The 14,302-nt window shown below is 60.2% G+C and carries 7 protein-coding genes; 3 read left to right on the forward strand and 4 right to left on the reverse strand.

All coding sequences use genetic code 11. The annotated features are described in order from the left end of the window. Window positions 1-107: 107 nt before the first annotated feature. Complete coding sequence (locus JFU47_RS15315) at window positions 108-1,010, reverse strand: LysR family transcriptional regulator (protein ID WP_201183980.1); 903 nt, start codon at window positions 1,008-1,010, stop codon at window positions 108-110. A 118-nt stretch (window positions 1,011-1,128) separates the two neighbouring features. Here JFU47_RS15315 and JFU47_RS15320 point away from each other — a divergent pair, with 118 nt between their 5' ends. Next, window positions 1,129-2,403 (forward strand): MFS transporter, encoded by a 1,275-nt coding sequence (locus JFU47_RS15320; protein WP_201183982.1) that lies wholly within the window; start codon window positions 1,129-1,131, stop codon window positions 2,401-2,403. Window positions 2,404-2,553: 150 nt separating this feature from the next. Here JFU47_RS15320 and hemE read toward each other — a convergent pair whose 3' ends face one another. Beyond that, a complete protein-coding gene (gene hemE, locus JFU47_RS15325; protein WP_008149581.1) occupies window positions 2,554-3,621 on the reverse strand; it encodes a uroporphyrinogen decarboxylase in 1,068 nt (355 codons plus the stop codon). Between the two features lie 258 nt (window positions 3,622-3,879). Between hemE and JFU47_RS15330 the strand changes: the two genes are divergently transcribed. Continuing rightward, window positions 3,880-5,034, forward strand: a complete 1,155-nt coding sequence (locus JFU47_RS15330) for an efflux RND transporter periplasmic adaptor subunit (RefSeq protein WP_201183985.1) — start codon at window positions 3,880-3,882, stop codon at window positions 5,032-5,034. 15 nt (window positions 5,035-5,049) lie between these two features. Further along, window positions 5,050-8,139 carry an efflux RND transporter permease subunit gene (locus tag JFU47_RS15335; RefSeq protein WP_201183988.1) on the forward strand — a complete coding sequence of 1,030 codons (3,090 nt, stop codon included), beginning with the start codon at window positions 5,050-5,052 and terminating at the stop codon, window positions 8,137-8,139. Between the two features lie 82 nt (window positions 8,140-8,221). On the opposite strand, the gene JFU47_RS15340 is transcribed toward JFU47_RS15335, so the two are convergent. Both JFU47_RS15340 and gltB read right to left on the reverse strand, forming a co-directional pair. Beyond that, window positions 8,222-9,640: an FAD-dependent oxidoreductase gene (locus JFU47_RS15340; RefSeq protein ID WP_008149580.1), complete on the reverse strand. Its 1,419-nt coding sequence runs from the start codon at window positions 9,638-9,640 to the stop codon at window positions 8,222-8,224. A gap of 33 nt (window positions 9,641-9,673) precedes the next feature. Beyond that, complete coding sequence (gltB, locus tag JFU47_RS15345; protein WP_201183991.1) at window positions 9,674-14,119, reverse strand: glutamate synthase large subunit; 4,446 nt, start codon at window positions 14,117-14,119, stop codon at window positions 9,674-9,676. Between the last annotated feature and the right edge of the window lie 183 nt (window positions 14,120-14,302).

Consider the following 14,302-nt stretch of genomic DNA (forward strand, 5'->3'; position numbering starts at 1 on the left):
TTTCGCCAGCAGGCTCGCTCCCACAGGGATTTGCGGTGTGAACCGATTTTTGTTCCACCACCCATCCACTGTGGGAGCGAGCCTGCTCGCGAATGACTGCGAAGCAGTCATGCCTTCAGCGGCTCAACCTTACGCGTCAACAACTCCACAAACGCCTTGGCCATCGGCGACTTCTGATCCTTGCGCTGCACCAGCCACACCGCTGACACCGCCTCTGGATCGAGCAGAGGCCGATAGACCACACCATCGATGCGCATCCGCTGATAAGACGCCGGCAGCACCGAAACACCCAACCCCGCCGCCACCAACCCGATGATCGTCATCGCCTCGCCCGCCTCCTGGGCAAAGTGCGGACTGAAACCGGCATCCCGGGCCAGGCTGAGCAATTGTGCGTACAGACCACTGCCATAGCTGCGTGGGAAAAATACAAAAGGTTCGAGCGCCAGAGCTGACAGAAACAAGCCTTCCTCACTATCGGTCACCAATGGATGCTTGGAGCTGAGCACCGCCACCAGCGGCTCACGCATCAGCTCCACCACGCTGAGCGAGTCTGGCAACCCAAGCGGCCGCATGATCCCGACTTCAATCGACTCATCCACTAGCGCATCCGCTACCTGGGTGCTGCTCATCTCCCGCAGGTTCAGGTGCACCGCCGGAAATCGCTGGCGAAACGAAAAAATCGCCTGAGGGATGGTCGAGTTGAACGGCGCCGACGAGGTGAAGCCAATCTTCAGTTCGCCCAGCTCACCCAACTGCGCCCGCCGTGCCACGTCTGCCGCTTTGTCGACCTGCGCCAGCACCAACCGCGCCTCTTCCAGAAACAGCCGGCCGGCTTCACTCAGTTCGACCCGACGGTTGGTCCGCTCGAACAACCGCGCGCCCACCTCCTGCTCCAGCGCCTGAATCTGCTGGCTCAGCGGCGGTTGCGAGATCCCAAGCACCTGGGCGGCGCGGCCGAAATGCAGTTCTTCAGCAACGGCGATGAAGTAGCGCAGGTGACGCAATTCCATGAAAACTCCATTAGGTCGTCAAACCTATCAAACAGGTCGAACAATATATTGGATTGAATCATTAGGCAGCTATATGCTTTTTTCATTGCCTGACCGGCTGCGCCCTCCGAGGTCCGAAGTGAAAACTGCTGTCGCTCCACTTGCCCATGAAGTTCCGCCCGCAGCGGTGGAGGATGTTGTCGCCGAATTGAAGGAGATCTACATCGAAAAAGGCACGCCGATGTTCATGCGCACGGTGCTGGCGCTGTTCTCCGGCGGCTTCGCGACCTTCGCTCTGCTTTATTGCGTGCAACCGATGATGCCGCTGCTGTCCCATGAGTACTCCATCAACGCCGCCCAGAGCAGCCTGATCCTGTCGGTGGCCACCGGCATGCTCGCCATTGGTCTGCTGATCACCGGCCCGATTTCCGATCGCGTCGGGCGTAAACCGGTGATGGTCGCCGCGTTGTTCGCCGCCGCGCTCTGCACAATCGCCAGTTCGATGATGCCGAGCTGGGAAGGCGTATTGATCATGCGCGCGCTGATCGGGTTGTCTTTAAGCGGCTTGGCAGCGGTCGCCATGACTTACCTGAGCGAAGAGATCCACCCGCAGCACATTGGCCTGGCGATGGGCTTGTATATCGGCGGCAACGCGATTGGCGGGATGTGCGGACGCTTGATCACTGGCGTGTTGATCGATTTCGTCAGCTGGCACACGGCAATGCTGGTGATTGGCGGCCTGGCGCTAATTGCCGCGACGGTGTTCTGGAAAATCCTCCCCGAGTCGCGCAACTTCCGCGCCCGCTCATTGCACCCGCGAAGCTTGATTGACGGCTTCACCATGCACTTTCGCGACGCCGGCCTGCCGCTGCTGTTCCTCGAAGCTTTTGTGCTGATGGGCGCGTTCGTCACGCTGTTCAATTACATCGGCTATCGCCTGCTGGCCGAGCCGTACCACATGGATCAGGCCTTCGTCGGGCTGCTCTCGGTGGTGTATCTGTCGGGTATTTACAGCTCAGCGAAAATCGGCTCGTTGGCCGACAAACTAGGCCGGCGCAAAGTGTTGTGGGCAACCATCGTGCTGATGATCGCCGGCCTCGCCCTGACCATGCTCACGCCGCTGCCGCTGGTGATCATCGGCATGTTGATCTTCACTTTCGGTTTCTTCGGCGCTCATTCGGTGGCGAGTAGCTGGATTGGGCGTCGGGCGGTCAAGGCCAAGGGGCAGGCGTCGTCGCTGTACTTGTTCAGCTACTACGCAGGGTCGAGCATCGCCGGGACGGCGGGCGGGGTGTTCTGGCACATGGGCGGGTGGAACGGAATCGGGTTGTTCATTGGCGGGTTGCTGGTGATTGCGTTGCTGGTGGCGTTGAAACTGGCGAAGTTGCCACCGCTCGGCGGTGTAAAGGCTTAAACACAAATATCCAGGCAACCATAAACAACTGTGGGAGCGAGCCTGCTCGCGATGGCGGCATAACAGCCAACTTAGATGTTGAATGTTATGGCCTCATCGCGAGCAGGCTCGCTCCCACATTAAAGCCGGGTGTCTGTTAACCCGTCACGATCACTCGTGATACTGCGCCGACAGTTCATGCACCGCGCGCAGGAAGGCGCCAGCGTGTTCCGGGTCGACTTCAGGCGTGATGCCATGGCCGAGGTTGAACACGTGGCCGCTGCCCTTGCCGTAGCTGGCGAGGATGCGGCCGACTTCGGTGCGAATGGCTTCTGGCTTGGCGTAGAGCACGGTCGGGTCCATGTTGCCTTGCAGGGCGACTTTGCTGCCTACGCGATCACGGGCGCTGCCAATGTCGCAGGTCCAGTCCAGGCCAAGCGCATCAGCGCCAGCATCAGCAATGCTTTCGAGCCACAGGCCGCCATTCTTGGTGAACAGAATGACTGGCACCTTGCGGCCTTCATGTTCGCGGATCAGGCCGCTGACGATTTTGCGCATGTAGGCCAGGGAGAATTCCTGGTACGCCGCCGCCGAAAGGCTGCCGCCCCAACTATCGAAGATCTGCACCGCTTGCGCCCCGGCCATGATCTGGCCGTTGAGGTAGCTGGTGACCGTCTGCGCGAGCTTGTCCAGCAGCAGGTGCAAGGCTTGCGGGTTGTCGTAGAGCATGGTTTTGGTCTTGCGGTAGTCTTTCGACGAGCCGCCTTCGACCATGTAGGTGGCCAGGGTCCATGGGCTGCCGGCGAAGCCGATCAGCGGCACGCGGCCGTTCAATTCGCGGCGGATGGTGCTGACCGCGTCCATGACGTAGCCGAGGTCTTTGTGCGGATCAGGAATCGGCAGCGCTTCGATGTCAGCCATCGTGCTGATGACTTTCTTGAAGCGCGGACCTTCACCGGTTTCGAAGTACAGGCCTTGGCCCATGGCATCGGGAATGGTCAGGATGTCGGAGAACAGGATCGCCGCGTCCAGTTGCGGATAGCGGTCGAGCGGCTGCATCGTGACTTCGCAAGCGAACTCCGGGTTCATGCACAAGCTCATGAAGTCACCGGCCTTGGCACGACTGGCGCGGTATTCCGGCAGGTAGCGGCCGGCCTGACGCATCATCCAGACAGGCGTGACGTCTACGGGTTGCTTGAGCAGGGCACGAAGGAAACGGTCGTTCTTCAGGGCAGTCATGTCGGCATCCGGAAAAAAAGTGCGGGCATTTTCTCAGAGCGCGACGCAAAAGGCACGGGAAGAGCCGCGCCTTTTGTCTATCGGGTCAATTTGTCGCGCCAGTCAAACGCGACGCCACGCCTCCTGAACCCTTGCCGGAGGCGCAAACAGACATGTTCTTGAGGGCTCGTCACATCTGCTCGCACTCTTCCAAGCCCCGCTTAACAGCGAATTAACCGTCCCTTCCTAGCATCCGCGCCTCTTTAAGGAGGGGTGTCGATGTATAGAAAACTGCATTTCGCGTCAGGTTCACTGGTACTGGCCATTATTGTCAGCGGTTGTACTCAGGCATCCGACACGCCGGAATCCGCCCCTGTAAAGGTCAGCATCGAAACCCTGGAAGCCAGGCCCCTTTCCGTCAGCAGCGAATTGAGTGGGCGGGTTGCGGCACCGCGAATCGCCGAAGTACGCGCCCGCGTGGCAGGGGTAGTGCTCAAAAGTGTGTTCGAGCAAGGCAGTGAAGTGAAACAGGGTGACGTTCTGTTTTACATCGACCCTGCGCCCCTTCAGGCCAATCTGGACAGTGCCGTGGCCGGGCTGAAAAGAGCGCAGGCCGATGCGACGCGCGCGCGCCTGCAAGAACAGCGCTACCGCCGATTGATCTCGGGCAATGCGATCAGCGCCCAGGAGTATGACAACACGCGCGCGGCGGCTCAGCAGGCCGAGGCTGACGTCGCGGCCAATCAGGCGATGGTGCAACGCGCGCGCCTTAGCTTGAGTTATTCCACCGTGACCGCGCCCATCTCCGGGCGCATCGGGCGAGCCCTCGTCACCGAAGGCGCCCTGGTCGGACAGAACGAATCGACACCGCTTGCGCTGATTCAGCAACTGGACCCGATCCACGTCGACCTGACTCAATCAACCCGTGAGCTCAACGAACTACGCCGTTCGTTCCGCTCCGGCCAAGTGCAACAACTTGGTCAGGACCAAGCCAAAGCCACGCTGATTCAGGACGATGGCAGCCTCTATCCGTTGCCCGGCAAGCTGCTTTTCAGCGACATCACCGTCGACCCCGGCACTGGCCAGATCATCCTGCGCAGCGAGTTTCCCAACCCCGACCTCGACTTGCTGCCCGGCAGTTTCGTGCGGGTGCGGCTGGAGCAGGCTATCGATCAACGCGGCATCAGCGTCCCGCAGCGCGCCATCGTGCGCAACAGCGCGGGATTACCCCAAGTAATGCTGGTCGATGACGAACTGCGCGTGAGCCTGAAAACGGTGCAACTGGGTGCGGTGAATCATCACCGATGGGTCGTCACTGATGGCCTCAAATCAGGCGATCGCATCATCGTCGAAGGTCTGCAACATGCTCGTCCCGGCGAAAAAGTCGAGATCGACAACTCCCCTCTTCCACTTGCCCAGGCGACTGGTCAGTAAGCAGGACGCTTTTTTATGCCGCAGTTCTTTATCGACCGTCCGGTGTTCGCCTGGGTGATTGCGCTGTTCATCTTGCTCGCCGGAGCACTGGCGATACCGCAGTTGCCAGTGGCGCAATACCCCAACATTGCCCCGCCAAAAATCGAAGTTGTTGCCACCTATCCTGGGGCTTCGGCGCAGGCGATGGATCAAAGCGTCGTCAGCCTGATCGAGGAAGAGCTCAGCGGCGCTGATCATCTTCTGTATTTTGAATCGCGCAGCAGCCAGGGCTCCGCCACGATCACCTCGACCTTCAAACCCGGCACCAATCCCGAGCTTGCGCAGGTCGACGTACTCAATCGCCTCAAAGTCATCGAGTCGCGCCTTCCCCAAGCGGTGATAGAACAAGGATTGCGCGTGGAGAAAGTCTCCACCGGTTTCCTGTTGTTCATCTCTCTGATCGGCACCAGCGCTGATGTCGACAACGTTGCCCTCAGCGATTACCTGGCGCGCAATGTGGTCAACGAAATCAAGCGGCTGGACGGTGTCGGCAAGGTCCAGATGTTCGGCTCCGAGCGAGCCATGCGCATTTGGGTTGACCCGCAGAAACTCATCGCTTTCAACCTGACACCGGCAGACGTCAACGCTGCGATCGTCGCGCAAAACGCGCTGATAGCGGCCGGCAGCCTCGGGGAATTACCGGTGAGCAGCAGCCAGGAAATCACCGCGACGGTCCTCGTTGAAGGCCAATTGTCGAGCCCCGAAGCGTTCGCCGACATCGTGCTGCGAGCCGAGACTAATGGCGCCGTCGTGCGTTTGGGCGATGTCGCCCGGGTTGAAATCGGCAGCCAGGAATACCAGTTCGGCACGCGCCTGAATGGCCAGCCTTCCAGCGAACTGGGCGTGCAGCTGACGCCCGGCGGCAACGCGTTGAGCACGGCGACGCTGGTGCGCGCGAAGATGGATGAATTAACGCGTTATTTCCCGGCGGACATGAAGTACCAGATTGCGTATGACACCTCGCCCTTCGTCAAAGTCTCGATCACCAAAGTGGTTTACACATTGCTCGAGGCGATGGTGCTGGTGTTTGCGGTGATGTACCTGTTCCTGCAAAACATCCGCTATACGTTGATTCCGTCGTTGGTGGTGCCGGTGGCGTTGATGGGCACTTTTGCGATCATGCAGGTGCTGGGATTCTCCATCAATGTGCTGACCATGTTTGGCATGGTGTTGTCGATCGGCATCCTGGTGGATGACGCCATCGTGGTGGTGGAGAACGTCGAACGAATCATGCTCCAGGAGCGGCTCTCGCCCAAGGAGGCAACGCGCAAGGCAATGAAGCAAATCAGCGGCGCCATCGTCGGTATTACCGTGGTGCTGGTTGCCGTGTTTATCCCGATGGCGTTCATGCAAGGCTCGGTTGGGGTCATTTACCAGCAGTTCTCCCTGACCATGGCCACCTCGATTCTTTTTTCGGCATTCCTTGCCCTGACCTTGACCCCGGCGCTGTGCGCCACGCTGCTGAAGCCCTTTGAACCGGGTGACCACGCTTCCCGCGGGTTCTTCGGATGGTTCAACCGCCGATTCGAACAACTGACCGACCGCTATCAGGACGGGGTTGCTTATGCGCTGAAACGCAGCGGGCGTTATCTGTTCATCTATGGCGGGCTGCTGATTGTGCTGGTGGTGAGTTTCAGTCGCCTGCCCTCCTCATTTCTTCCGGTCGAAGACATGGGCTACACGATCACCGACATTCAATTGCCCCCCGGTGCGAGCCAAAATCGTACGGTCGAGGTCATCAAGCAGATCGAAGCGCATAACGCCATCGAGCCGGGTGTGGACAACAGCACGTTCGTTCTCGGTTTCAGTTTTTCCGGCAGCGGACAGAACGCCGGGTTGGGTTACACCGTGCTCAGGGATTGGTCGCAGCGGGGCAGCAATGACACGGCGGCCGCCATCGCCGATCGCGCGAATGCGGTTGTGAGCCAGATCAAAGGGGCAGAAGTGTTCGTTGTTCTGCCGCCGCCGATTGACGGTCTCGGCACGTCCAGCGGTTTCGAATTCCGCTTGCAGGACCGTGGCGGGCTTGGCTATGCCACGCTGATGAAGGCGCGCAGCGATTTGCTGGAAGCCGCACAAGCCAGCCCGATCCTGATCAACGTCCGCGAAAGCGCCTTGGCCGAAGCGCCGCAGGTAAAACTGGATATCGACCGCCGGCACGCCAATGCACTGGGCGTGTCTTTCGCCGATATTGGCAACGTGGTGTCCACGGGCATCGGTTCGGCCTACATCAATGACTTCCCCAATCAGGGGCGGATGCAACGGGTGGTGGTCCAGGCTGAGGGCGAGCAGCGCGATCAGGTCGATGATCTGCTGAAAATGCACGTGCGCAACAACGAGGGAAAAATGGTGCCGCTTTCAGCCTTCGTCCAGGCCAAATGGATTCAAGGACCGGCGCAATTGAACCGTTACAACGGCTACCCGTCGATCAGCATTTCCGGCGAACCGGCCCCCGGCTACAGCACGGGTGAAGCCATGGCGGAAATCGAACGTCTGGTGGCGCAAGGGCCGGCGGGATTGGGGCAGGAATGGACTGGGCTATCGTTGCAAGAGCGCTTGTCCGGCAACCAGGCGCCGATTCTGCTCGGCTTGTCGCTGCTGGTGGTGTTCCTGTGTCTGGCGGCGTTGTACGAGAGTTGGTCGATTCCAACCTCGGTGCTGTTGGTCGTGCCTCTTGGCGTGCTCGGCGCGGTCCTGGCGGTCACCTTGCGCGAGATGCCCAACGACGTATTCTTCAAGGTCGGATTGATCACCATCATTGGCCTGTCGGCGAAGAATGCGATTCTGATCATCGAATTTGCCAAGAGTCTCTATGACGAAGGTCACAATTTGATCGACGCCACGCTGCAAGCCGCGCGGTTGCGGTTGCGGCCGATTGTGATGACGTCGCTGGCGTTCATTCTTGGTGTGGTGCCGCTGGCAATTGCCACGGGCGCCAGTTCGGCGAGCCAACAGGCCATCGGCACGGGCGTGATCGGCGGGATGATCACCGCGACGCTGGCGGTGGTGTTTGTACCGGTGTTTTTTGTGGTGGTGATGCAACGGACGAAAACCCGCCGTCGCTGATGATCAATTGCAGGAGCGGGCTTGTTCGTACAGAACAAGCCCGCTGCCACATGTTGACCGTACCGCAGTTCAGGACCGAACGTTAAACGCCCAGGTAATCCAGGATCCCTTCGGCGGCGTTGCGGCCTTCGAAGATCGCCGTTACCACCAGGTCGGAACCGCGAACCATGTCGCCACCGGCGAAGATTTTCGGGTTGCTGGTCTGGTGCTTGTACTGACCTTGTTCCGGGGCCACAACGCGGCCCTGGCTGTCGGTCTGGATGCTGTGCTGTTCGAACCACGACGCAGGGCTTGGACGGAAACCGAACGCGATGACCACGGCATCAGCCGGGATGATCTCTTCGGAACCCGGGATCGGCTCAGGGCTGCGACGGCCGCGCGCGTCCGGTTCGCCGAGACGGGTCTCGACCACCTTCACGCCTTCGACGCGGTCTTCACCGACGATCGCGATTGGCTGGCGGTTGTAGAGGAATTTCACCCCTTCTTCCTTGGCGTTCTTCACCTCTTTGCGCGAGCCCGGCATGTTCGCTTCGTCACGACGATAAGCACAGGTTACCGACTTGGCGCCCTGGCGAATCGACGTACGGTTGCAGTCCATCGCCGTGTCGCCGCCGCCCAGGACAACCACCTTCTTGCCTTTCATGTCGACGAAATCTTCCGGCGACTTTTCAAAGCCCAGGTTGCGATTGACGTTAGCGATCAGGAAGTCGAGCGCGTCGTGCACGCCCGGCAAATCCTCACCGGCAAAGCCGCCCTTCATGTAGGTGTAGGTGCCCATGCCCATGAACACGGCATCGTACTCCTCGAGCAGTTGCTCGACGGTCACGTCCTTGCCCACTTCAGTGTTCAGACGGAACTCGATGCCCATGCCGGTGAAGACTTCGCGACGATTGCTCAGCACGGTCTTTTCCAGCTTGAACTCGGGGATGCCGAAGGTCAGCAGCCCCCCGATTTCCGGGTTCTTGTCGAACACCACCGGGGTCACGCCGCCGCGTACCAGCACGTCGGCACAGCCCAAACCTGCCGGGCCTGCGCCGATCACCGCAACACGCTTGCCGGTCGGTATGACCTTGGACATGTCCGGGCGCCAGCCCATGGCGAACGCGGTGTCGGTGATGTACTTCTCGACCGAACCGATGGTCACCGCGCCGAAACCGTCGTTGAGGGTGCAGGCACCCTCGCACAGACGATCCTGCGGGCACACCCGGCCGCACACTTCCGGCAGGGTGTTGGTCTGGTGCGACAGCTCGGCGGCCTGAAGGATGTTGCCCTCGGCCACCAGCTTCAGCCAGTTGGGAATGAAGTTGTGCACCGGGCACTTCCATTCGCAATACGGGTTACCGCAACCCAGGCAGCGGTGGGCCTGATCGGCCGAATGCTGGGGTTTGAAGGGTTCGTAGATCTCCACGAACTCTTTCTTGCGTTGACGCAACAGTTTCTTCTTCGGATCTTTGCGCCCGACATCGATGAACTGGAAGTCGTTATTCAGACGTTCAGCCATTGTTAAAACCTCATCAAACTCTTCAGGCGCATATCACTGCGGGTTGGCACGGGTGCTGGAAAGCAACGATTTCAGGTTGGCAGCCTTGGGCTTGACCAGCCAGAAACGACGCAGATAGTCATCGAGGTTTTCAGCGAGGTTACGACCCCACTCGCTGTCGGTTTCCTCGACGTATTCGTTCAGCACGCGTTGCAGGTGGCTGCGATAGGCTTCCATCGCCTCACCGCTGATCCGCTGGATTTCCACCAGTTCGTGGTTGACCCGGTCAACGAAGGAGTTGTCCTGGTCGAGCACGTAGGCGAAACCGCCGGTCATGCCTGAGCCGAAGTTGTAACCGGTCTTGCCCAATACGCAGACGAAACCACCGGTCATGTACTCGCAGCAGTGATCGCCCGTGCCTTCCACCACGGTGTGAGCACCGGAGTTACGTACCGCGAAACGCTCGCCCGCGGTACCGGCGGCGAACAGCTTGCCACCGGTGGCGCCGTACAGGCAGGTGTTGCCGATGATGGCACTGTCCTGAGTCTTGTAGACGCTGCCCTTGGGCGGAACGATGACCAGTTTGCCGCCGGTCATGCCTTTGCCGACGTAGTCGTTGGCATCGCCTTCCAGGTACATGTTCAGGCCGCCGGCGTTCCACACACCGAAGCTCTGACCGGCCGTCCCTTTGAAGCGGAAGGTGATCGGCGCATTCGCCATGCCTTGGTTGCCGTGTTTGCGAGCAATTTCACCGGAGATCCGCGCGCCGATCGAACGATCGCAGTTGCAGATATCCAGAGCGAAATCGGCGCCGCTCATGTCGTTGATGGCCGAGGTGGCCATGTTGACCATTTTCTCGGCCAGCAGGCCTTTGTCGAATGGCGGGTTGCGCTCAACCTGGCAGAACTGAGGCTTGTCTGCCGGGATGTGATCGCTACCCAGCAACGGGGTCAGGTCCAGGTGTTGCTGCTTGGCGGTCTGGCCTTCGAGGATGTCCAGCAGATCGGTACGACCGATCAGCTCTTCGAGGGAACGCACGCCCAGCTTGGCCAGCCACTCACGGGTTTCTTCGGCGACGTAGGTGAAGAAATTCACCACCATGTCGACGGTCCCGATGTAGTGATCCTTGCGCAGCTTCTCGTTCTGAGTCGCGACGCCGGTGGCGCAGTTGTTCAGGTGACAAATACGCAGGTATTTGCAGCCCAGGGCGATCATTGGTGCGGTGCCGAAGCCGAAGCTTTCAGCGCCGAGGATGGCAGCCTTGATCACGTCGAGGCCGGTTTTCAGACCGCCGTCGGTCTGCACCCGGACTTTGCCGCGCAGGTCGTTGCCGCGCAGGGTCTGGTGGGTTTCGGCCAGGCCGAGCTCCCAAGGAGCGCCCGCGTATTTGATCGAGGTCAGCGGCGATGCACCGGTGCCACCGTCGTAGCCGGAGATGGTGATCAAGTCCGCGTAGGCCTTGGCCACACCGGCAGCGATGGTGCCGACGCCCGCTTCCGCGACCAGTTTCACCGAGACCAGCGCCTTCGGGTTGACTTGTTTCAGGTCGAAAATCAGCTGCGACAAGTCTTCGATCGAATAGATGTCGTGGTGCGGTGGAGGCGAGATCAGGGTCACGCCCGGCACTGCGTAACGCAGCTTGGCGATCAGACCGTTGACCTTGCCGCCTGGCAGTTGACCACCTTCGCCGGGCTTGGCGCCCTGAGCGACTTTGATCTGCAGCACTTCAGCGTTGACCAGGTACTCCGGGGTCACACCGAAACGGCCAGTCGCGACTTGTTTGATTTTTGAGCTCTTGATGGTGCCGTAACGCGCCGGGTCTTCGCCGCCTTCGCCGGAGTTGGAACGCGCACCGAGGCGGTTCATCGCTTCGGCGAGGGCTTCGTGAGCTTCCGGCGACAAGGCGCCGAGGGAGATGCCCGCGGAGTCAAAGCGCTTGAGCACCGATTCCAGCGGTTCGATCTCGCTGATGTCCAGCGGCGTGTCCAGGGTTTTGACCTTGAACATATCGCGAATCATCGACACCGGACGGTTGTCCACCAGCGCCGTGTATTCCTTGAACTTGCTGTAGTCACCCTGCTGCACAGCGGCTTGCAGGGTGTTGACCACGTCCGGGTTGTACGCGTGATATTCGCCACCGTGGACGAACTTCAGCAAACCGCCCTGCTGGATTGGCTTGCGAGGGCTCCAGGCTTCGGCCGCCAGGGCTTTCTGCTCGGCTTCGATGTCGACGAAACGCGCACCTTTGATGCGGCTTGGCACGCCACGGAAGCTCAGGTCGCAGACTTCTTCAGCCAGGCCAATGGCTTCAAACAGCTGCGCACCGCGGTACGACGTGATGGTCGAGATACCCATCTTCGACAGGATCTTCAGCAGACCTTTGGTGATGCCTTTGCGGTAGTTCTTGAACACCTCGTAGAGGTCGCCCAGGACTTCACCGGTACGGATCAGGTCGCCCAGCACTTCGTAGGCCAGGAACGGATAGACCGCCGAGGCGCCGAAACCGATCAACACGGCAAAGTGGTGCGGATCGCGAGCCGTCGCGGTTTCCACGAGGATGTTGGAGTCGCAACGCAGGCCTTTTTCGGTCAAACGGTGGTGCACCGCGCCGGTGGCCAGCGAAGCGTGGATCGGCAACTTGCCCGGGGCAATGTGACGGTCACTCAGCACGACCTGGGTACGACCGGAGCGCACAGCTTCTTCAGCCTGATCGGCAACGTTGCGGATCGCCGCTTCGAGGCCGACGCTTTCGTCGTAGTTGAGGTCGATGATCGCGCGCTCGAAGCCCGGACGATCGAGGTTCATCAGTGAGCGCCACTTGGCCGGGGAAATGACCGGCGAGCTGAGGATCACACGCGAGGCGTGTTCCGGCGACTCCTGGAAGATGTTGCGCTCGGCACCGAGGCAGATCTCCAGCGACATGACGATGGCTTCGCGCAGCGGGTCGATCGGCGGGTTGGTAACCTGCGCGAACTGCTGGCGGAAATAGTCGTACGGCGTGCGCACGCGCTGGGACAGCACGGCCATCGGCGTATCGTCGCCCATCGAGCCGACGGCTTCGTAGCCTTGCTCGCCGAGCGGACGCAGCACCTGATCACGTTCTTCAAACGTGACCTGGTACATCTTCATGTACTGCTTGAGCTGGTCGACGTCGTAGAACGCCGAACCGTGGTCGTTGTCTTCCATGGTCGCCTGGATGCGCAGGGCATTCTTGCGCAGCCATTGCTTGTACGGATGACGGGACTTCAAGCGGTTGTCGATGGCGTCGGTGTCGAGGATCTGGCCGGTTTCGGTGTCCACGGCGAAGATCTGACCCGGGCCAACACGGCCCTTGGCGATCACGTCTTCAGGCTGGTAGTTCCAGACACCGATTTCGGAGGCCAGGGTGATGAAACCGTTCTTGGTGGTGACCCAACGCGCCGGACGCAGACCATTACGGTCAAGCAGGCACACCGCGTAGCGACCGTCGGTCATTACCACGCCGGCCGGGCCGTCCCACGGCTCCATGTGCATCGAGTTGTATTCGTAGAACGCCCGCAGGTCCGGGTCCATGGTTTCGACGTTCTGCCACGCAGGCGGAATGATCATCCGCACGCCACGGAACAGGTCGATGCCACCGGTGACCATCAACTCGAGCATGTTGTCCATGCTGGAGGAGTCGGAACCGACGCGGTTGACCAGCGGGCCGAGCTCTTCCAGGTCCATCAAATCGTTGGTGAACTTGGTGCGACGGGCGACGGCCCAGTTGCGGTTACCGGTGATGGTGTTGATCTCGCCGTTGTGGGCGAGGAAGCGGAACGGCTGAGCCAGCGGCCATTTCGGCAGGGTGTTGGTCGAAAAGCGCTGGTGGAACACGCAAATCGAGGTTTGCAGGCGCTGATCGCTGAGGTCTGGATAGAAGGCGGTCAAATCCGCCGGCATCATCAGGCCTTTATAAATGATGGTCTTGTGCGAAAAGCTGCAGACGTAGTGATCGGCGTCGGCGGCGTTGGCCACGGACGAGCGACGACGGGAGGTGAACAGCTTGACGGCCATGTCCTGATCGCTCAGGCCATCACCGGCGATGAACACTTGTTCGATCTGCGGCAGGCGCTCAAGGGCCAGGCGACCGAGGACGCTGGTGTCGATCGGCACTTTGCGCCAGCCGACGAGGGTCAGGCCAGCAGCGAGGATCTCGCGGTTCATGTTCTCGCGAGCGGCTTCGGCTTTGACCGGGTCCTGGTTGAAGAAGACCATGCCCACCGCATATTGCTTGGGCAGTTCGACGCCGAAGGTTTCCTGGGCGATGGCTCGCAGGAACACATCCGGCTTCTGAATCAGCAGACCGCAACCGTCACCGGTCTTGCCGTCGGCGTTGATCCCACCACGGTGGGTCATGCAGGTCAGGGCCTCGATGGCCGTTTGCAAAAGGGTATGACTGGGCTCGCCCTGCATATGGGCTATCAGGCCGAAACCGCAGTTATCCTTGAATTCATCTGGTTGGTACAGACCTGCTTTCATAGACACTTTCTCACCAGGCTGCCTCTTGTCGAGGCAAATTTCTTTTCAATTCAACCACTTACCATCCGCGCCGAACGTACGCCAGCTTTGCGGGGGCAAAAGGGAGGTCATTGTACACACCGACACGGAGGCTCACAAATTTGACGACGAACTGTCGCAAATCTATGTCGCATTTGTGAAAGG

Origin of the sequence: Pseudomonas sp. TH39(2020) (assembly GCF_016650715.1) — a bacterium.
Lineage (GTDB): Bacteria > Pseudomonadota > Gammaproteobacteria > Pseudomonadales > Pseudomonadaceae > Aquipseudomonas > Aquipseudomonas mandelii_C.